Genomic DNA, 18,839 nt, shown 5'->3' on the forward strand with positions numbered 1-18,839 from the left:
CGACGCCGACCGTCTCGGTGCCGGTCGCGAACAGGATCCCGTTCGACTTGACGTGCTTGAGCGTCTTCCAGGCGAAGACCATCGTCTCCAGCTGCTCGTCGGTGGGTTCGCGCTCGGTGACCACCTCTAGGTCCGCGGCGGTGGGCGACTGGCGGTCCCGCTCCTGCACGAGGCGGCCGCCGACGATCGGCTTCTCCGTGAACCGCTCGGCGAAGCGGTCGTCGCCCTCGCCTAGCGGGCCGACGTCGAGCACGCGGAGGTTCCCCTTCTCCCGGAGCACGTCGAGCGCGCTGTCGGTGTAGCCGGGCGCGACGACGACCTCTTTGAACGAGTCGGCGACCGCGGTCGCGGTGTCGGCGTCGCACTCGCGGTTCAGCGCGACGATGCCGCCGAACGCCGACTTCGCGTCGGTCCGGAGCGCGCGGTCGTACGCGTCCGCGAGCTCGTCGCTCGTCGCGCAGCCGGCGGGGTTCGTGTGCTTGATCACGGCGGCCGCGGGCTCGTCGAACTCCTTCACGAGGTTCAGGGCCGCGTCGGCGTCGTTGTAGTTGTTGTACCCCATCTCCTTCGAACCGGGGTTCAGCCGGTCGGCGCCGACGACGCTCGCCTCCTCGCAGCCGTCGTCCGCGTAGAGCGCGGCGTCCTGGTGCGGGTTCTCGCCGTATCGGAGCGTCGCGGCGCGCTCCTCGGAGGCGAACCGACGCTCCGGGAAGTCGCCGCCGGCGTCGCCCTCGACGGTCACGCCGACGGCGTCGCTGCCCTCGCGCTCCACCGTCACGCGGTCCTCGGCGAACCACCGGACCGCCCGCGGGTACGCCGTGAACTCCGCGTCGTGGAGCACCCGGTCCTTCAGCGAGTCGGCGTCGTCGTCGCCGTAGACGGGGACCGGCTCCTGGGTGACGATCGGGCCGTCGTCGATCGCCTCGGTGACGACGTGGACGGTACACCCCGTTGTCCGAACGCCCGCGTCCAGCACCTGCTCGTGGGCGTCCATCCCGGGGAACGCCGGGAGCAGCGAGGGGTGGACGTTCAGCGTCGTCGGCGCCGCGTCGAGGAACTCGTCGGTGAGCACGCGCATGTACCCGTCGAGGCAGACGAGGTCGAAGTCGTAGTCGGCGAGCCGGTCTAAGATTCGTCGCTCGTGGGACGCGCGCGACTCCTCCCCCTCGCGCTCGACGACCTCGGTCGGGATCCGTCGCTCCGTCGCGGCCTCCAACACGGGCGCCTGCTCCCGGTTCGTCAGGACGACCGACAGCTCCGCGCCGCCCGGCGCGGCGTCGGCGATGTGTCTGAGGTTCCGCCCCCGGTTGCTCGCGAGTCCGGCGAACTTCATACGCGAGTGGTCCGACCGATCGCGTATATCGATTGCGGTCCGTTCCGCCCGAGTATCCACGTTTGCGGATAGGATCGCCCGACCGGTCGCGAAAAGTGGGCTCACCTATCCACGTCCGTGCGCCACGCCATCGACACGTTTTTGCTGGCTCCGGGGGCAGTCGCGGACATGACGGACCACGCCATCTCGGGCCTGTCGCGGTCGGACCCCCTCGCGGCAGTCTCGCCGCTCGACGGGCGATACGCCTCGCGGACCGCGCCGCTGTCGCCGTACGCCAGCGAGGCCGCGCTGATGCGCGCCCGGACCCGCGTCGAGGTCGAGTACCTGATCGAGCTCGCCGCGCTCGACGAGACGCCGATCGCGCTCGATGACGACGCCGAGGCGGCGCTCCGCGACGTCTACGAGTCGTTCTCCGCCGAGGACGCGCGCCTGATCAAGGCGCTCGAAGTCGAGGGCGCCGAGGGGTACGCCGCGACCAACCACGACGTGAAGGCGGTCGAGTACTTCCTGCGCGTCCGGCTGGACGAGGCGGACGACTCCGGGGCGGTCGACGACGCGGAGGCGCTGTACCCGTGGGTCCACTTCGGGCTCACCAGCGAGGACGTTAACAACCTCGCGCACCGGCTCCTGCTCAAGCCCGCGGTGAGCGAGGTGCTCGTGCCCGCGATCCGGGAGGTCCGGGACGCCTTGGTCGACCTCGCCCAGGAGTACCGCGGGACGCCGATGCTCGCCCGCACCCACGGCCAGCCCGCGACGCCGACCACGTTCGGCAAGGAGATGGCGGTGTACGCCTCTCGGCTCGGGCGCGCGCTCGGCCGCGTCGTCGTCGCGAACGGGGACCTCTCCGGGAAGCTGGCCGGCGCCTCGGGCACGTACGCCGCTCACGACGCCGCCTACCCCGACGTCGACTGGCGGGCGTTCTCCGAGTCGTTCGTGCGCGGGCTCGACTTGGAACACACGCCGCTCGCCACGCAGGTGAACCCCTGCGACGACCTCGCGGCGCTGTTCGACGCGCTCCGCGGCGTCAACAACGTGCTCCTCGACCTGGACCTGGACGCGTGGCTGTACGTCTCCGACCGGTACCTCGGCCAGCGGACCGTCGAGGGGGAGACCGGCTCCTCGACGATGCCGCACAAGGTGAACCCGATCGACTTCGAGAACAGCGAGGGGAACCTGTCGAAGGCGAACGGCGACCTCACCTTCCTCGCGGACTACGTGACTGGCTCGCGGCTCCAGCGCGACCTCTCAGACTCCACCGTCAAGCGCAACGTCGGCGCCGCGCTCGCGCACTGTCTCATCGGCTACGGGAAAGCCGGGAACGGGCTCGCGAAGGTCGTTCCGAACGAGGCGGTGATGCGCGAGGAGCTCGCGGCGACCCCCGAGGTGATCGGCGAGGCCGTCCAGACGATCCTCCGACGCGAGGGCGACACCGACGCCTACGAGCGCGTGAAGGAGCTGACGCGCGGGCGGTCGGTGACGCTCGACGACTTTCGCGAGCTGTTCGGCGACCTCGACGTCGACGAGGACGTGCGCGAGGAGCTGCGGGCGCTGACGCCCGCGGGGTACGTCGGCGTGGCCGACGGACTCGTCGACGAGATCGACGAGTAGGCATCGCGGTCGCGAGGGACGTCGCGATCGAGAGAGACGTCGCCGGCGTCGCACACCCCCACAAGAGGTTTGTCGGTCGCGCGTGCAGGTAGGGCTGATGCCCTCCGAAAACGACGACGACGTGGAGTACTCCGTCTTCGGCAACGAACCGAGCGACGAGTGGGACGACGCGGACGACGGTCGCGCCGATCCCGACTCGGCGCGATCGGGAGACCGACCCGAATCGCTGGCGGCCGGCGAGGGATCGGGCTGTCCGAAGTGCGGGAGCGAGGAGACCGAGACGGACGAGATCGCGACGAGCGGCACCGGCCTCACCAAGATGTTCGACGTGCAGAACCGCTCGTTCGTCGTGGTCTCCTGCGCGAACTGCGGCTACTCGGAGCTGTACAAGGGACAGTCGAAGGGGAACGCCATCGACTTCTTCGTCGGCTGAGAGCGACGCGGCGACGTCCGTGGCCGCTCCGCCCCGTAGCGGCGCTTGAGACCGCCACACGACGCCGGGAGCGACCGATTTATGTCGACAGAGGAACCGGTTTCGACCGCGTATGGTCTCCCTCCGTCACCCCTCCGAGCTCCCCGTCGTCGGCGTCGTCGCCGACGGCCGCACGTACAGGCACCTGTTGTACCTCCTGCTCGCCGTCCCGCTCGGGTTCGTCTACTCGGCGGTCTTCACCTTCGGGGTCGCGTTCGGCCTGGCCCTGTCGGTCGCGCTCGTCGGGCTGGTGGTCCTGTTCGCGACGCTGATCGGCGCCCGGCTCGCCGCGGGACTGGAGCGGCGGCTCGCGAACGCGCTGCTCGGGACCCACCTACTGCGCCCGGACGACCTCGCCGCCGCGGACGGCGCGCTCGCGGGCGCCAGGAAGTACGTGGACGCGCCGTCGACGTGGCGGGGGCTCGGGTTCCTCTCGTTGAAGTTCTGGGTGAGCCTGCTCGCGTTCGTTCCCCTCGTCCTGCTCGCGAGCGCGCTGCCGCTGGTCGCCGCGCCGCTTCGGTACCCGTACACGGCCGATTTCGGCGAGGTCAACGGCGAGCCGGTGACGTGGGCGATCGACACCCTGCCGGAGGCGCTGGTCGCGCTCCCGCTCGGCGTCGCCGGCGTCCTCCTCGCGCTCCATCTCGCGAACCTCGCGGCGTACGTCGCTCGGCGGATGGCCCTCGCGCTGCTCGGTCGCCCCGAGCCGTCCGAGCCGCTTCCGGCGGTATCGGTGAGCGGCGACGAGGGCGGGAGCGACGGCGCCAACGGCGACGGCGACGAGGGCGGCGACGGTGACACGGACGACGACGGTGACACGGGCGGCCACGGGACCGCCGGCAACGGTGACACGGGCGGCCACGGGACCGCCGGCAACGGTGACACGGGCGACGACGAGGCCGACGCCTCCGGCGACTTCGACTTCGTCGACGACCCCGCTCCCGCCGACCGCGACGGCGACGCCCGCTGATCCGGGGACGGCTCCCCGAGCGACTTATTCGGCTGGGCTCGTCAAAGCGGATATGGCACCGACGTTGGTCAACGCCGCGTTCGGCGCGCTGCTCGCGGCCGCCCTGCTCGGCGCCGCGTTCGACCGGCGCTCGGTCGCGGTCATCGTCGTCGCCGCGGTGCTCCCGGACCTCGACGCGGTCGCGAGCCTCGCGGTCCCGGGCGCGACGAACGCCCTCCTCCACGCCGTCTGGCTCCCGCTCGCGGCCGGCGTCGCCCTCTACTGGGACACCGAACTGCGGGACGCCTCCCGGCTCCGCGAGCGGGCGGGGCGACGGGGCGTCCGGGTCGCGTGGGTCGCGCTCGCGGCGTTCCTCGTCGCCGGCGTCGGTCCGGACCTGTTCGGCAGCGAGGGGGTGAACCTGCTGTACCCCCTCGCCGACGCCTACTACCTCGTCAGCGGGGGGTTCCTCCTCTCGACTGAGGACGGCGTCGTCCAGACGTTCGTCACGCTCGGGGGCGGGGGCCCCGGGATCCTCCCGCTGGAGGCGCTCGGCACGACGGAGTCGTACGCGATCCCGACGTTCGCGAACCCCGACGGCCGCCCGGGGCTCTCGCCGGGCGCCGAGCGCGAACTACACCTCGTCCGGACCGGCTGGCAGCTGGTCGTCGTCGCCGCCGCGGGCGCGCTGCTGGCGGTTCGGTTCCGGTGGGAGACCGACGACGACCCGGAGGCGATCCGGAGGTGACCCGATAGATGGTCTCGACGGTGGTCCACGCCGGGTTCGCGGTGCTGCTCGCCGCCGGGCTGCTCGACGACCGGTTCGATCGGCGGGCGATCGCGGTCCTGCTCCTCGTCCTCGTCGCCCCGGAGGTCGACAGCTTCCTCGGCCCGTTCATGTCGGGCGCCCACCGGACCGTCGGCCACACGCTCGCGATCCCCGCGGCCGCCGCGCTCCTGTTGTACTACGACACGCGGGTGCGGGAGACCTCGCTCGTGCGCGGCCGGCTCTCGGCGCGGTGGGTCGCCGTCGCGTGGGCCGCGCTGTTCGCGCACGTCTTCGCGCACGTGGCGCTCGACTGGGTCCACCTCGACGGGGTGAACTACCTGTGGCCGCTCCGCGATCGGTTCCTCCGGCTCGAGGGGGAGATCCTGTTCTCGACCGCGGACGGGTTCGTCCAGACGTTCGTCGACCTCCGCGTCGACTCGGAGACCGGGGCGCGCACGGTCGACGCGGGGACCACGGGGACCACGGAGACCGTCCATATCAACAACCCCGTCCAGCCGCGCGATCCCGACGAGGCGATCGAGGAACCGGTCGAACGGATATTCCCGGTCGCGAACGCCGGCTGGCGGCTCTACCTGATCGGGACGGGGCTCTTCGCGCTCGCGGCCCGACGACTGCAGGACCGGACCCCGCCGGAGGGCGAGTCGTGAGGGGGCCGCGGTCGGGGTAAAAGGCCCACATAGTATGGCGGGGCAGTGAATCCCTCGGAGACCGTACGGCCTCGCGATGAGCCCTCGTTCACGCGACGACGAGCGCCTCGCCGGCGAGGAGATCGCCGTGGTCGGCGCGGGGTTCGGCGGCCTCTCCGCCGCCGCGTACCTCGCCGACGCCGGCGCGGACGTGACGGTGTTCGAGCGCAAAGAGCATCCGGGGGGGTACGCCGGCCGGATCGAGCGCGACGGCTTCCGGATCGACACCGGTCCCTCGTGGTACCTCATGCCGGAGGTGTTCGACCGCTTCTTCGGTCACTTCGGCCGGTCGACCGAGGAGTTCTACGAGCTGACCGAGCTGGACCCCCTCTACGAGGTCGTCTGGAAGGACGGCGACCGCGCGACGATGCCCGCGGACCGGGAGGGGCAGAAGGCGCTGTTCGAGTCGTACGAGGCGGGCGCCGGCGACCGGCTCGACGCGTACCTCGACGACGCCGCGGAGGCGTACGACCTCGGGATGGACCGGTTCGTCTACCCGAGCCGCTCGCGGCTCCGGGACATGGTCGATACGGACGTGTTGCGGTCGGGGCGCGCGCTCCCGAAGCTCCGGACGATGGACGACTACGTCGGCGACTACTTCGACCACGAGAAGCTGCGGCAGATCGCCGAGTACAAGCTCGTCTTCCTCGGCGGGTCGCCGTACAACACGCCGGCGATCTACACGCTGATGAGCCACGTCGACATGAACCTCGGCGTCTATCACCCGACCGGGGGCATCGCGAGCGTCGTCGACGGGATGGCGGCGCTCGCGACGGACCTCGGCGCCGAGATCCGCACGGGGACGCCGGTGCGCGCCATCGACCCCTCGGTCGCGGCGGTGGGACCGAAGTTCGACGTGGAGACTCCCGGGGCGACCGGCCGGTTCGACCGCGTGGTCGCGAACGCGGCGCCGCCGCACGTCGAGCGCGACCTCCTCTCCGACGAGCACGCGCGCCGCGAGGCGTACTGGGAGTCGCGGACGTACGCCCCCTCGGCGTTCCTCATGTACTTCGGCGTCGAGGGCGACGTCGACCTCGACCACCACGCGCTCGTGTTGCCGACCGACTGGCGCCCCCACTTCGAGAAGATCTTCGACGACCCGGCGTGGCCCGACGACCCGGCGTACTACGTCCACGTCCCCTCGAAGACGGACCCGGAGGCGGCGCCCGAGGGCCGCGAGGCGGTGTTCGCCCTCGTCCCGCTGGCGCCCGGACTCGACGACGACCCGGAGACCCGCGAGCGCTTCCGCGAGCTGGTGCTCGACGATCTGGCCGAGCACGCCGGCGTCGACTTCCGCGACCGGGTGGTGTTCGAGGAGACCGCCTGCGTCTCCGACTTCCGCGAGCGCTTCAACGCGCCCCGGGGCACCGCGCTCGCGCTCTCGCACACGCTCGGGCAGACCGGGCCGCTCCGGCCGGCGCATCGCGCCCCGGGCGTCGAGGGGCTCTACTACGTCGGCGCGTACACGAACCCCGGGATCGGGATGCCGATGTGTCTGCTCAGCGGCGAACACGTCGCCGAGGCCGTGATCGAGGACGCCGGCGGCGGGGTGTTGCCGTCGGTCGTGCCGACCTCGACGCTCCGGTAGGGGCGTTCGGGAGCTCAGCGCCCTGCGCCGCTCCCGTCGACCGCCTCTTGCACGGCGACCCAGTGCGTGATCGTCCCGTCGTCGCCCGGGAGGGGCCGGAGCGAGACGCGATTCAGGAACGGGGTGCCGTCGCGCCGGTGGTTCCACAGCTCGACCGTCACCGGCTCCCAGATCGACACCGCCTCGCGGAGGTCGGCGACGGCCGGGTCACTCGTTTTCGGCCCCTGTAACAGCCGCGGGTTGCGCCCGCGGAGCGCCGCGAGCGAGTAGCCGGTGAGCTCGCGAGTCATCCGGTTCGCGTACAGGATCGGGGTGTCGCGGTACGCCGGCCCGCAGAGCGTGACGCCGAGCGGCGCGTCGTCGAGGAGCCGAACGCGCTCGATCAGGCGCCGACCGCGGTCGGTGAGGTCGTCCGAGTCGGCGATCGCGGCGGGCAGGGCCGCCTCCGAACGCGTCCGCGGGAGCCGGTGCGGGTCGAGCCCGCGCCTCGCGGAGGCGTCGCTGCCGTCGGTGGCGTCGGGGCGATGGCCGAGGAGGTCGCGGAACGCGCTCCGGGCGGACGCCTCGTCGCACGCCAGGAACTCCAGAATCGCTTCTCTGAGACCCATCGCGCCGTCAGAAGTCCCTGCCGGTCGCGTGCAGCAGGCCGTCCGGGCGGTCCGCCGTGACCTCGTGCGTCGACATGCAGTGATCCACGGGAGCGTCCCGCATCAATCCGCGGTAACACCCACGTCAGTCGCCGGCCCCGTGGGAGGCGGAGACTAAAAGAGCGGTTTGGGAATCCCGACCCGTTATCCCGGACGGCGCGGAAGGGCGACGCGTGCAACGGAACATACAGCAGGCGAGTCGACCCCGCGGGCTCGCCACGGAGACGTGCACGCTCTCGGACGGCCGGACGCTCGCCTACGCCGTCGGCGGAGACGAGGGCGGGACGCCGGTCGTCGCGCACCACGGAACCCCGGGGTCGCGACTGTTCGCGGCGCTCCTCTCCGAGGCCGCGGCCGGGGAGGGCGTTCGCCTCCTCGTTCCGGACCGACCGGGCTACGGGCGTTCGTCGGCGCCGCCGGTCGGCTGGGAGTGGCGCGACTGGCGGGGAGACTTAGGGGCGCTCCTCGACGCGGAGTCGGTCGACGACGCCGAGGTCGTGGGCTTTTCCGGCGGCGGCCCGTTCGCGCTCGCGGCCGCGGCGGACGAGCGGGTCGATCGCGTCGGGCTTGTCAGCAGCGTCGTGCCCCCGTCCGATGTCGGCCTCGTCAAGCTGTCGCGGATCCCCCTCGCCGTCCGCGTCCTCTTCCGGCTGTCGGGCGCGTACGCGTCTGTGGCCGGCCCCGAGGCGGTCGTCGGTCAGTACACCGACCGCTCGGTGTCGGAGGCCGTCTCGCGGGCGGTCGCCGACGACTTCCGCGAGGCCCTGCGGCCGGGAGCGAAGGCCGTCGCCCGGGAGAACCGGTGGTTCGGCGACGAGTGGGCCGGCCTGGACCGGCCGTCGGCCACCGTCCGCGCCTGGCACGGGACCCGCGACGAGAACGCGCCGCTATCGGCGGTGCGAGCGTTCGCGGATGAGACCGACGCGGGGCTCGCGACCTCCGAGACCGACCACCTCGGAACCCTCCTCGACCGTCAGAGCGAGGTGTTGCGGTGGGTCAGCGGCGCGTGACGGAATTCGAACCGCGATTAGAGTAGCGTCGCTGGCGGAACAACGAACACGGACGGACTCGCGGGGGTCCCGTGAGCAGAGAGGGACCGGAGGTCCCTCTTGCAGCCGGCGCGAAGCGCCGGCGATGCTAGCGAACGGGACCACGCGAGGGAACGAGACGAACGAAGTGAGTCGAGTGGACTCGCGGGGATTTTGAACCGGAGCCAGACGTGCTCGCTCACTCCGTTCGCTGCGCGCGACTGGCAGGGTTCAAATCCCGGCTCGTTGCAGTGTCGCGCCGCTCGCGGTGTTGCTCGCGGCGCAAAAACATGGACTCGCGGGGGTCCCGTGAGTGAAACGAACGGGACCACGCGAGGGAACGACTGAACGACCGAAGGGAGTGAAGGAGTGGACTCGCGGGGATTTGAACCCCGGGCCTTCCCCGTGCCAGGGGGATGATCTACCACTGATCTACGAGCCCTCGTACGCGTTCCATCGTTCCCCGCTGGATATATTAAGGCCTTCGACTCGGCGACGGCGGGGACACCGCGTCGCACGCGGACCGCCCGCTCCTCAGATCCGTTCGGAGTCGACGTACACGTCGAGGTCGACGTTCCGGGTCGACCCCTCTAGGTCGCGGACGGCGCGCTGGACGACGCGCTCGGCCTCGGTACGGATGAGCGGGACCGCCTTCTTGACCACCCAGTCGAAGGAGACGAGCCGCGGGAGGTCGAGCGCGTCCGGGCTGGCCGACCCCGGGTCGAACTCGACTTCGAGCGCGACCTCGCAGACCGGCGAGTCGGCGGCGTCGGTCTCGGCGTCGCCGTCGGACTCGGGGTCCGGCCCCGTCGATGTCACGCGCCAGCGCCCGCCGGCGTCGATGTCTTTCGTGATCTCCCAGTCGATCCGCTCCGGCGGCTCGACGCCCGTCACCCGCGAGTGGGCCGTGTAGGTGATCTTCCACCACGCGAACCGGAGCGCGTAGCGGGTTCCGGGGCCACCGTCGCCCTCGATCGTCCGCACGTCGTCGAGGTACTTCGAGTAGCGGGCGTACCCCGGGAAGTCGAGCAGGAACTCGTACACCTCCTCGACGTCGGCGTACACCTCGGTGCTCACGACGAGTTCGTCCACGCAGAGACGTTCGGGCGGCGCGTAATAAGCGGTCCGGCGATGGAACGATTGAGAGGGTTGGATCGGTCGTCCGGTCGGGACAGCGAGTGGGGACAGAGATTCGGCCGCTTGCTTATAAAACGCTGACTGCGCGACGAACGCCTCCAAAGCCCCAGTCGGCTCCGGTCGAGGGGCTCGCTGCGCTCCTCAGTCGCTCGTTTCACTCGCTCCTTGCGGTGTCGCCGGCGGCGAAGCCGCCGGCTGCCCGTGGCGCTACGCGCCACGCTGCTTGCGTCGCCCGTCTTCCCGGAGCCGACTGCCCCTTTGAGTCCCACCCCAACCGCACCGCAACCGCGCCTCGCGCCTCCCCAGCCTCGTCGGTCGTCCGGAGCAACGCGGAGGACGACCGACTCCCTCGCGCACGCTGCTCGCGCCCGACGGGCGCGAGCAGCGTGCGCGCCGCCGCGGAATTGTTTATATTTATAGCGTGTAGTCGTGCTCGCCCGTCTCGGAGTCGAGGAACGCCGTCAACAGGTCGATCGTCGCCGCGACGTCGTCGCCGTCGGCGGTCTCGGTGACGGTGTGGAGGTAGCGCGTCGGGATCGAGATGGCGCCGACGGGCTTCGCGCCGGCGGTGTTCTGGAAGCCGGCGGTGTCGGTGCCGCCCGCGGGCAACACCTCGTGCTGGTGGTCGATCCCCTCCGCCTCGGCCACGTCGGTCAGTCGGCCGTGGACCTTCGGGCTGGTGATCACCGAGGAGTCCTTGAGCTTGATCGCGGTCCCCTCGCCCAGCTCGGTGACGGCGTCGGCCGGCTCCCCGATCTGGGGGACGTCGTTGGCGACGGTGACGTCGAGGGCGACGGCGAGATCCGGATCGATGTCGACGCCGAGCGCATTCGCGCCTCGGAGCCCCACCTCCTCCTGTACGGTCGCCGCGAAGTGGATCGTCACGTCGGGGTCGTCGGTCCGGCGGGCGGCCTCCAGCATCGCGAACACGCAGATCCGGTCGTCGAGCGCCTTGCCGGTCACCCGGTCACCCATCCGCGTCGTCGTCTGGTCGAGCGTGACCAGGTCGCCGACGCCGACGAGCTCGGCCACGTCCTCGCCGTCGCGGCCGAGGTCGATGTACACGTCCGAGACCTCGTCGTCCTTCTCCGTCTGCTCCTCCGTGAGCGTGTGGGGCGGCACGGAGCCGATGACGCCGGTGAGGTCCTCCTCGCCGTGCACGGTGACGCGCTGGGCGCGGAGCACGCGGGCGTCGAACCCGCCGAGCGGGTCGACCTGCACGAACCCCTCGTCGGTGACGTGCCGGACCATGAAGCCGATCTCGTCCATGTGGGCCGCGACCGCGACCGAGTAGTCCGAGTCGCCCTCGACGGTGCCGACGACGTTCCCCATCGCGTCGGTGCGGACCCGGTCGGCGGTGTCGGCGAGCTCGCGGCGGACGATCTCGCGGACGTCGTCCTCGTATCCCGGAACACCGCGGGCCTCGGTCAGCTCTCGTAACAGCTCGAAGTCGAAGTCGAACGACATGCGCGACGGTTGGCGCCCAGCGACAAAGGTGGAGAGGTTCCGGCACGACAGTCGGCGTTCTCCGGAGCGGGCCGCCGACGGTTCGTCGGCGCCGCGTCGTCGTTCGAGAACCTCAAACTCGTTTATCGTTGTTCCGCAACGCTTTTGCGGTGGCTCGCGGGATGGGAGAGTATGAGTGACGTCAGATCGGAACTCCGCGAACAGTTCCTCGACGCCTTCGGCGGCGCCGACTTCCCCGTCGAGAACCAGATGGACCTCGTCCCGGCGCTCCCGAACGGTCCGGCCACGAAGTTCGAGGCCGGCGACGTGAGCCTCACGGCGATGGAGATGGCCGCGAAGCTGGGCAGCGAACAGGAGTTCCCCTACGAGACCCCCGAAGCGCTCGTCGACGACATCCTCGACGGCCTCGAGGCGAAGGGGATCCTCTGACGCCGGCGCTCCTTTTGTCGGTAGTCGGCTCTCGCCCGTAGCGCGCCGCTCGCCGACCCCTCGCCGACCCCTCGCGATCCCGGCGAGGGGTTGATAGGCGACGAGCCGTTATCTGGATCGTGGTCGTCGAGCTCATCAGCGCGGTGCCGCCGTGGATCCTCCTCGGAGTCGCGCTCGGCGGGATCGCCTCCGCCTTCGCGGCGGTCGCCTTCTACCTCGGGAACCGGTTCGTCGCCCCGAGCGTCGCCGCGGCCGGCGACGGCGAGACCGCCGCGGGCGACGAACGACGACGCCGGGAGATCCGCGAGTACCTGACGGCCATCGACGAGCGGTTCCGCGAGGACCACCCGCTCGGCGAGGTGGCCGTCCCTTTCTACCTCCCCGAGCGCGGCGTCGCAATCACGTTCGACGCGCACGACTACTTCCGGCTGGAGGGAGAGGGCGTCTACACCGTCCTCTGCGAGCACGAGATGCCGGGTCGGGGGCTCGGTCGCCGCCTCCCGTTCGACGTTATCGAGCCGGACTGGGGGCCGGACCCGTCGGTCGAACGCGGCGGCCGCGACCCGGTGGCGGCGGCGTTCGCGGAGCTCGACGTCGCCCGCGACGCCGACGCAGACGAGGTGAAACGGGCCTACCGCGAGCGGGTCAAGGAGACGCACCCCGACCAAGGCGGCGACGAGGAGTCGTTCCGCCGCGTCCGCGAGGCGTACGCGACCGCCCGCAACCACGCCGGCGGCGCGGGCGAGGAGGCCGGCCGGGGCCGTCCCGCCGCCCGGACCGATCGTGCCGATTCCCCGGCGGGCTTCGGTCGGTGACGGGGGGCGACCGGTGACGGGGAGCGATCGATGACCGGGGGCGATCGATGACCGGGACCGCGTTCGGCGAGCGCGCGGCCTACCTCGACCGCCACGACGCGCTCGTCGTGGCCGACCTCCACGTCGGCCGCGGGGAGGCCTCCGCGGTGTCGCTCCCGATCGGCGAGCGCGAGGACCTCGTGGACCGGCTCCGCGGACACCTCGCGCGGTTCGACCCCGCGACCGTCGTCGTCGCGGGCGACGTCGTCCACACGTTCGACCGCGTCACCGACCGGAGCCTCGGGACGCTGGAGGCGCTCCGCGACGCCTGCGAGGCGAGCGGCGCCGCCCTCGAACTCGTCGCCGGCAACCACGACACCGCCCTCGCGAACGCGTGGGACGACCCGATTCACGAGGAGTACCTTCTCGGTCCGGCCCGGCACGGGGAGAGCGGGAGCGGGAACGAGATCGAGAGCGACGATGGCGACGGTCCCCCGCGCACCGTCGTCTGCCACGGCCACGAGGCGCCGTCGACGGCGGCCGACCGGTACGTGATCGGCCACGTCCACCCGACGATCGAGATCGAAGGCGACCGCCGACCCTGTTTCCTCGGCGGCGAGGGCGTCTATCGCGGGGTCGACCTCCTCATGCTTCCCGCCTTCACCCGGCTCGCCCCGGGCGTGGCGGTCAACGACATGCGAACGGGGGCGTTCGACTCCCCGTTCGTCACCGACGCGGACCGGCTGGCGCCGGTCGTGGTGGACCCCGACGCGCGCGGCGCAGAGGCGTCGCTCCGATTCCCGCCGCTGGGGGAGTTCCGCGAGCTGTTGTGAACGCTTTTGTCGGCGCGGGAGTACTGTGACCTATGAACACGGAAAACGCCTGCCTCGGCTGCGGCGAGCCGTTCGACTGGGGCGACGGCGAGTGCCCGGCGTGCGGCTGGGACCGCGACGAGTGGGCCGCGAGCGGTCGCCACGGGCTGGAGAAGGAGGGGCACGGAGAGCCCGAGGAGGACGGCGGGTCGGGCGGTGGCGGCGGCGGAATGGGCGGACTCGGTCCTATCCGCTGAGGGCGAGGGAACGCGGTGGAGGGGAAACGAACTGGCGGCCCGCGGCTCAGTCGTCGGTCCCGAGCGTCCACGTCGAGGTGAACTCCTCGACGTCGCCGTCGTACGCTCGCTCATCGGGGTCCGACGAATCGACGTACGACGCGCCGGACCCGTCCGGGCCGTCCGGCCCGTGTCGGGCGCGGTGAAGCGCGTCGCACACGGCGCCCTGCCCGCCCATGTTCACGGCCGCGAGCCGGGAGCGCTTCTGGACCACGTCCAGCCGGTCCGCCCGGATCGGGTCGCCCTCGGGCGTCAGGAACAGCGTGTCGCCCGGCTCCGTCACGTGTCCGCTCGTCGTGACCCGGTCGAGGTAGTCGGCGATCGGCGCGGCGTCGACGACGAGCGATAACCCGCCGAGATCGACGTGCGCCTCGTCCCCGTCGACCGTCAGGTCGGACCGTTCGAGCGAGACGACCTGTTCGGGGTCGGCCCCAGCGTCGAGCAGCGTCCGGACCGCCTCGCGCTGTCTGGAGACGCGGGCCTTGTCGGCGATTGCGGCGCGGACCGCCGCGACGTCGCCGTCGGCGTCCGGGAACGTCTCGCCGAAGCCGTCGCGGGCGTTGACGCCGGCGGTTATCTCCTCGCCGTGCATGTGGTCGCACAGCTCGATCCGCGCCTCGCGCACCCAGTCGAGCGCCTCGACCTCGTCGCGGGCGTCGGTCGCCATCATCCACGCGAAGGCGGGCGAACACCACGCCGTCGGGAGCGTGAACCGGACCTCGACGCGGTCCCCGTCGACCTCGATCGCGTCGATGTAGTCGAGCTCGACGATGGACCGGGCGAGCTCGGGGTCCTCGACGCGGTCCAATCGATCCCTGACCGCCGCCGTCTCGTGGGGGTCGCCCGGCGGGTCGTCAGCGGATCTCTCCGCCGAGTCGCTCCGGGGATCGCCGCCGGCGTCGCCGGCCGGACCCGCGCTGCTCCCCGACATCAGTCCGCCGCGGCCCCCGCGTCACCGCCGTAGTGGGTGCCGAGGTCGAACCGCTCGGTGATGTCGTCGTCGCGGAACTGGCGTTTCTTCGCCTCGATGTCGATGTCGTACAGCTCCGCGGCGTTCTCGCCCATGATCTTCTTCATGGTTTCGACGTCGAGCTCGACGCCGTACTCGTCTCGCTGCTCGTCGGTGAGCTCGGCGTTCATCACCTGATCGACGAGCCAGTCCGGGTTCCACAGCGCGTAGTCGGAGCCGAACAGGATCCGGTCCTCGCCGAGCCAGAAGAGGAGCTCGCCCATGATCTCCCCGAACTTCCGCTCGCGGTGGGTCGACATCGCGGAGGCGACCGCGAGCCCGCCGTACACGTTCGGCTCCTGGGCCGCGATCCAGCAGAAGTCGTCGAGCCGCGGGAGCCCGACGTGGTTGACGATGAAGTTGAGCTCCGGGAACGACGAGGCGGCGTCGTCGATGTCTTTCACGTCGAACGCGTCGCGGTTGAGCGGGCGGATCGTCGGCCCCTTGTGGGCGTTGATGTTCTCGATGCCGAGCTCCGAGCACTTCTCGAGGAACTCGAAGGCGTCGTCGCTGTCGAGCCGCCACCCCTTCGAGTCGCCGCGCCACTCGGCGGTGTACAGCTTCACGCCGGGGATGTCGTACTCCTCTTTGAGGTGTTCGAGGTAGCGCAGCCCCTCCTCGCCGTCGCGCGGGTCGAAGCTCCCGTTGAGCACGAACCGCTCGGGGTACTCCTCCGCAAGTTCCGCGTTCTGCTCGGTGGTGTTGAACCCCTCGTCGTAGAAGTCGTCGAGGTACGTCGGCTGGAAGATCGCCATGTCGGCGGCCGCGTTCCCGAACAGGTCCTCGGTCATCTTGTCGGCGCCGTAGTGTCGGTACGTGTCGATGTCCCACTGCTCCTCCTCCGGGGTGAACCCGGTGTGGTAGTCGTAGAAACACTGGAGGAACTGCTCGCCCCCCTCGTGGATGATGTTCTCCTGCCGCGCGTCCCACATGTGAACGTGGCCGTCGATGACGAAGATCTCCTCGCCGTCCTTCTCGTACATACAAGTGAATGTGTGAATCGACAACACATAACTATAAGGATCGTTCAGGTAAATTACGCACCGGTTGTTCGTTCATCGGTCGAGTCGCCGGTTTCACTCCGTCGCCGTCGCGTTCGATGGCGGTCGCGACGCCGGGAGACCTCACCGTAACGAACGTTTATGATGTAGGCTGCGAGATAATATGTCACATGCAAGCAGCCAGACTCCACGAGTACACCGACGACATGAGCGAGGGACTCACGATCGACGAGGTAGACCGACCGCACGCGACGGGCGCGAGCGACGTGATCGTCGAGGTCGAGGGCGCCGGCTGGTGCCAGACGGACAACCACATCATCGAGGGGATGTGGACGGAGTACGTCCCGCAGGAGCTCCCGCTGACACTGGGTCACGAGAACGCGGGCACCGTCGTCGAGACGGGCGAGGACGTCGAGATCGTCTCGGAGGGCGACCCGGTGATCTGCCACCCGGTCCAGACCTGCGGCACCTGTCGCCCCTGCCGCCTCGGCGAGACGATGCACTGCGAGAACAGCGCGTTCAACGGCCTCACCCACGACGGCGGCTTCGCCGAGTACCTGCACACCAGCGAGCGCTCGGTGATCCCGCTCCCGTCCGGCGTCGAACCGATCGACATCGCGCCCCACGCCGACGCCGGAATCACGGCGTATCACGCGGCGAAGAAGGCGGTCGCCGACCTCAACCCGGGCGACCACGCGGTCGTCATCGGAGTCGGGGGGCTGGGCCACATCGGACTCCAGTGTCTGAGCGCGATGAGCGCGGCCCAGATCACCGCCGTCGACCTCAAGCAGTCGGCGCTGGACCTGGCCGACGGCTACGGGGCCGACCACCTGATAAACCCCTCCGAGTCGGACGTGCCGGCGGAGATCGAGGCCATCACCGACGGGACGGGCGCCGCGCAGGTGCTCGACTTCGTCGGCGCGGACGTGACGACGGGCTACGCGCCCGACATCACCGCGGGCGGCGGCGACCACCACATCATCGGCTACGGCGGGCACGTCCACGAACCGTCACAGGCGCTGGTGAACGGCGAGTTCTCCTTCGTCGGCAACATCGTCGGTCGGTACGCCGAGCTCCAGGAGCTGGTCGCGCTCGTCGAGCAGGGCGACGTCGATCTCCACACGAGTCGGTACGACCTCGGCGACGTGAACACGGTCGCCGAGAAGCTCGAACACCGCGAGATCGACGGTCGCGCCGTGATCACCCCCTGAGTCGGGAGCCGACTGCCGAGCGCAGGCCCGACCCGCAGAAGATTTTTATCGATCGTTGTGGAGCCCCCGAGTATGGACCGCAGAGCCCTCCTCTCCGCGATCGGCGGATCCGTCGCCGCGCTCTCCGGGTGTGCCGGAGCTGATCCGGGCGTTGGTCAGACGCCGAACGGGACCGACGACGGGTCGGCGGCGGCCGACGGGGAGCGATCGTCCGGCGGTGACGAGTCCGGCGCGTCCCTCGCCGTCGAGCTCCGAACGGTGTCGCACGTCGTCACCGCGTACGAGCCGTCGCCGAGCCGCGGGATCGACCCGGCGCACGTCGTCCCCGAATCCGAGGTCCCGGCCGCGCTGCGCGACCCCCTCGCCGAGGCCCGCGACGGGCGGTTCGAGACCGACGACCCGAGCGACGCGCTGCTGGCCGCGGTCGACGAGTTCCGCGTGTACGACCGCGGCGAGCTCAGGCCGTACGTCGAGCTGGACGGGACGCGCTACGCGTTCGACCCGAGGCTTCCGACGTTCACCGCGGAGCTCGTCGACGAGGAGGCCGAGGGGGACGACGAGGACCGCGTCCTCCGGGAGGCGGGGCGGCGCGACGATCTCGGCTCCGAGGCCGTCGAGACGTTCGTTACCGCCTTGACGGCGTACGGTCCGAACGCGGCCCGCGGGGAGTACCGCCGGTGCGTCCGCCCGGACGCCGTCGCCGCGTTCCTCGACGAGTACGACTACCTGGAGGACGGACGCGGCGTCTCCCGGATCGAGACGACCGTCGAGAACGAGGAGCCGCCGTACGCGATCACGGCGCGCGAACTGACCGAGAGAGACATGTGGGACCGGCCGGTAGTCGACGAGTCGGCGCTCGACGGCGAGGTGGTGTCGCTCTTCGAGCGCGCGCTGGCGTCGTCGCACCGGGAGCCGGCGTTGACGACTCCCGATCGCAGTCAGTACTTCGCCGACGAGGTGCCGGACGCCTACGGGGACGTCGCCGCGGCGTACGACGAGCCGCCGTATTACCGGCTCGACGGGACCGTGTACGACATTATCGTCGGAGAGCCGCGGTACGACCGACTCCCGGTGTCGGTCTCGGTCGCGGCGAGCGAGAGCGCGGCGAGCGAGGCCCCCGACCGGGGGTTCACCCTCACGGTCGCGCCGGCGCCCGAGAACGCCGACGGCGACGCTGAGGGACCGTACACGTTCACGAGCCGGGGCGCGCTGCCGAGCGCCCTCTGGGTGGTTCACGACGGGGAGCGGACGGAGCTAGATATCGTCGAGACCGAGGGCATCGAGGGGCCGCGGCCGAGTCGCAGCGACGGCGAGTCGCTGGAGTCGCTCGACGCGGGCGACGAGATGGCCGCGACGTACGCGGTCCCCGAGGGGCTCTCCGAGGGCACGTACACGAGCCGCGGGCTGTTCCACGTCTCATGGGGGGTCCCGGACCGGACGCCCGACGAGCACGGGGCGTACCCGTTCGAGCTGGAGATCGCGGTCGAATGAGCCGGGGCGGCAGTCCGCCCACCGGTCGAGGGAGCCGCCGCGGAGGAGGCTCAAGTCGGCGTTTCACCCACGGGAAACGTTTTGGTTCGCT

General features: G+C 70.9%; 19 protein-coding genes and 1 tRNA gene. 13 read left to right on the forward strand and 7 right to left on the reverse strand.

Annotation, left to right across the window (positions count from 1 at the left end; translation table 11 throughout):
- On the reverse strand, window positions 1-1,333 hold a 1,333-nt coding region (purN, locus tag DJ73_RS16540), incomplete at its 3' end, for a phosphoribosylglycinamide formyltransferase (RefSeq protein ID WP_094558513.1).
- A gap of 168 nt (window positions 1,334-1,501) precedes the next feature.
- On the opposite strand from purN, the gene purB reads away from it, so the two are divergent.
- From purB to DJ73_RS16570, 6 genes are all read left to right on the forward strand, one after another.
- On the forward strand, window positions 1,502-2,941 hold the full coding sequence (gene purB, locus DJ73_RS16545) for an adenylosuccinate lyase (protein ID WP_094558514.1): 1,440 nt from the start codon (window positions 1,502-1,504) through the stop codon (window positions 2,939-2,941).
- A gap of 97 nt (window positions 2,942-3,038) precedes the next feature.
- Complete coding sequence (locus DJ73_RS16550; protein WP_094524569.1) at window positions 3,039-3,374, forward strand: zinc ribbon domain-containing protein; 336 nt, start codon at window positions 3,039-3,041, stop codon at window positions 3,372-3,374.
- Between the two features lie 112 nt (window positions 3,375-3,486).
- Window positions 3,487-4,383, forward strand: coding sequence for a sensor domain-containing protein (locus DJ73_RS16555; protein ID WP_094558515.1), 897 nt, complete (start codon window positions 3,487-3,489; stop codon window positions 4,381-4,383).
- A gap of 52 nt (window positions 4,384-4,435) precedes the next feature.
- On the forward strand, window positions 4,436-5,110 hold the full coding sequence (locus DJ73_RS16560; RefSeq protein WP_094524571.1) for a hypothetical protein: 675 nt from the start codon (window positions 4,436-4,438) through the stop codon (window positions 5,108-5,110).
- Window positions 5,111-5,118: 8 nt separating this feature from the next.
- Window positions 5,119-5,799 (forward strand): metal-dependent hydrolase, encoded by a 681-nt coding sequence (locus DJ73_RS16565; RefSeq protein WP_094558516.1) that lies wholly within the window; start codon window positions 5,119-5,121, stop codon window positions 5,797-5,799.
- 76 nt (window positions 5,800-5,875) lie between these two features.
- The gene (locus DJ73_RS16570; protein ID WP_094558517.1) at window positions 5,876-7,426 is read left to right on the forward strand and encodes an NAD(P)/FAD-dependent oxidoreductase; all 1,551 of its coding nucleotides are present in this window, start codon (window positions 5,876-5,878) and stop codon (window positions 7,424-7,426) included.
- Window positions 7,427-7,440: 14 nt separating this feature from the next.
- Here the strand turns inward: DJ73_RS16570 and DJ73_RS16575 are convergent, their stop codons facing one another.
- Window positions 7,441-8,034, reverse strand: a complete 594-nt coding sequence (locus DJ73_RS16575; RefSeq protein ID WP_094558518.1) for a PAS domain-containing protein — start codon at window positions 8,032-8,034, stop codon at window positions 7,441-7,443.
- Window positions 8,035-8,246: 212 nt separating this feature from the next.
- Here DJ73_RS16575 and DJ73_RS16580 point away from each other — a divergent pair, with 212 nt between their 5' ends.
- Window positions 8,247-9,083 carry an alpha/beta hydrolase gene (locus tag DJ73_RS16580; RefSeq protein ID WP_254921694.1) on the forward strand — a complete coding sequence of 279 codons (837 nt, stop codon included), beginning with the start codon at window positions 8,247-8,249 and terminating at the stop codon, window positions 9,081-9,083.
- 388 nt (window positions 9,084-9,471) lie between these two features.
- Here DJ73_RS16580 and DJ73_RS16585 read toward each other — a convergent pair.
- The 3 genes from DJ73_RS16585 to DJ73_RS16595 form a co-directional block, all read right to left on the reverse strand.
- Window positions 9,472-9,543 (reverse strand) — tRNA-Ala (locus DJ73_RS16585).
- 92 nt (window positions 9,544-9,635) lie between these two features.
- A complete protein-coding gene (locus DJ73_RS16590; protein WP_094524575.1) occupies window positions 9,636-10,193 on the reverse strand; it encodes an SRPBCC family protein in 558 nt (185 codons plus the stop codon).
- Window positions 10,194-10,652: 459 nt separating this feature from the next.
- Window positions 10,653-11,705: a M42 family metallopeptidase gene (locus DJ73_RS16595; protein WP_094524576.1), complete on the reverse strand. Its 1,053-nt coding sequence runs from the start codon at window positions 11,703-11,705 to the stop codon at window positions 10,653-10,655.
- A gap of 171 nt (window positions 11,706-11,876) precedes the next feature.
- On the opposite strand from DJ73_RS16595, the gene DJ73_RS16600 reads away from it, so the two are divergent.
- The 4 genes from DJ73_RS16600 (at window position 11,877) to DJ73_RS16615 (ending at window position 13,997) form a co-directional block, all read left to right on the forward strand.
- Complete coding sequence (locus tag DJ73_RS16600) at window positions 11,877-12,134, forward strand: MTH865 family protein (RefSeq protein WP_094524577.1); 258 nt, start codon at window positions 11,877-11,879, stop codon at window positions 12,132-12,134.
- Window positions 12,135-12,253: 119 nt separating this feature from the next.
- On the forward strand, window positions 12,254-12,949 hold the full coding sequence (locus tag DJ73_RS16605; protein ID WP_094526535.1) for a J domain-containing protein: 696 nt from the start codon (window positions 12,254-12,256) through the stop codon (window positions 12,947-12,949).
- 47 nt (window positions 12,950-12,996) lie between these two features.
- Entirely contained in the window at window positions 12,997-13,761 is a 765-nt protein-coding gene (locus DJ73_RS16610) for a metallophosphoesterase (protein WP_094558519.1), read from the forward strand.
- Window positions 13,762-13,793: 32 nt separating this feature from the next.
- Window positions 13,794-13,997, forward strand: coding sequence for a hypothetical protein (locus tag DJ73_RS16615; protein WP_094524580.1), 204 nt, complete (start codon window positions 13,794-13,796; stop codon window positions 13,995-13,997).
- Window positions 13,998-14,043: 46 nt separating this feature from the next.
- Here DJ73_RS16615 and DJ73_RS16620 read toward each other — a convergent pair whose 3' ends face one another.
- Window positions 14,044-14,967, reverse strand: a complete 924-nt coding sequence (locus tag DJ73_RS16620) for a metal-sulfur cluster assembly factor (protein WP_094558520.1) — start codon at window positions 14,965-14,967, stop codon at window positions 14,044-14,046.
- A complete protein-coding gene (locus DJ73_RS16625) occupies window positions 14,967-16,028 on the reverse strand; it encodes an amidohydrolase family protein (RefSeq protein ID WP_094524582.1) in 1,062 nt (353 codons plus the stop codon). Before DJ73_RS16625 ends, DJ73_RS16620 begins: the two co-directional genes overlap by 1 nt.
- Before the next feature lie 188 nt (window positions 16,029-16,216).
- Here DJ73_RS16625 and DJ73_RS16630 point away from each other — a divergent pair, with 188 nt between their 5' ends.
- Window positions 16,217-17,257, forward strand: coding sequence for an NAD(P)-dependent alcohol dehydrogenase (locus DJ73_RS16630; RefSeq protein ID WP_094524583.1), 1,041 nt, complete (start codon window positions 16,217-16,219; stop codon window positions 17,255-17,257).
- Window positions 17,258-17,329: 72 nt separating this feature from the next.
- Window positions 17,330-18,748, forward strand: coding sequence for a hypothetical protein (locus tag DJ73_RS16635; RefSeq protein WP_094558521.1), 1,419 nt, complete (start codon window positions 17,330-17,332; stop codon window positions 18,746-18,748).
- Window positions 18,749-18,839 lie beyond the last annotated feature (91 nt).

It is taken from the genome of Halorubrum sp. Ea1 (assembly GCF_002252965.1).
Lineage (GTDB): Archaea > Halobacteriota > Halobacteria > Halobacteriales > Haloferacaceae > Halorubrum.

Coding starts and splice junctions, on each gene's coding strand:
- DJ73_RS16550 (WP_094524569.1), top strand. CDS start 3,039: ATGCCCTCCGAAAACGACGACGACGTGGAGTACTCCGTCTTCGGCAAC.
- DJ73_RS16560 (WP_094524571.1), top strand. CDS start 4,436: ATGGCACCGACGTTGGTCAACGCCGCGTTCGGCGCGCTGCTCGCGGCC.
- DJ73_RS16575 (WP_094558518.1), bottom strand. CDS start 8,034: ATGGGTCTCAGAGAAGCGATTCTGGAGTTCCTGGCGTGCGACGAGGCG.
- DJ73_RS16555 (WP_094558515.1), top strand. CDS start 3,487: ATGGTCTCCCTCCGTCACCCCTCCGAGCTCCCCGTCGTCGGCGTCGTC.
- DJ73_RS16570 (WP_094558517.1), top strand. CDS start 5,876: ATGAGCCCTCGTTCACGCGACGACGAGCGCCTCGCCGGCGAGGAGATC.
- DJ73_RS16620 (WP_094558520.1), bottom strand. CDS start 14,967: ATGTCGGGGAGCAGCGCGGGTCCGGCCGGCGACGCCGGCGGCGATCCC.
- DJ73_RS16630 (WP_094524583.1), top strand. CDS start 16,217: ATGCAAGCAGCCAGACTCCACGAGTACACCGACGACATGAGCGAGGGA.
- DJ73_RS16600 (WP_094524577.1), top strand. CDS start 11,877: ATGAGTGACGTCAGATCGGAACTCCGCGAACAGTTCCTCGACGCCTTC.
- DJ73_RS16610 (WP_094558519.1), top strand. CDS start 12,997: ATGACCGGGACCGCGTTCGGCGAGCGCGCGGCCTACCTCGACCGCCAC.
- DJ73_RS16625 (WP_094524582.1), bottom strand. CDS start 16,028: ATGTACGAGAAGGACGGCGAGGAGATCTTCGTCATCGACGGCCACGTT.
- DJ73_RS16635 (WP_094558521.1), top strand. CDS start 17,330: ATGGACCGCAGAGCCCTCCTCTCCGCGATCGGCGGATCCGTCGCCGCG.
- DJ73_RS16595 (WP_094524576.1), bottom strand. CDS start 11,705: ATGTCGTTCGACTTCGACTTCGAGCTGTTACGAGAGCTGACCGAGGCC.
- DJ73_RS16615 (WP_094524580.1), top strand. CDS start 13,794: ATGAACACGGAAAACGCCTGCCTCGGCTGCGGCGAGCCGTTCGACTGG.
- DJ73_RS16565 (WP_094558516.1), top strand. CDS start 5,119: ATGGTCTCGACGGTGGTCCACGCCGGGTTCGCGGTGCTGCTCGCCGCC.
- purB (WP_094558514.1), top strand. CDS start 1,502: ATGACGGACCACGCCATCTCGGGCCTGTCGCGGTCGGACCCCCTCGCG.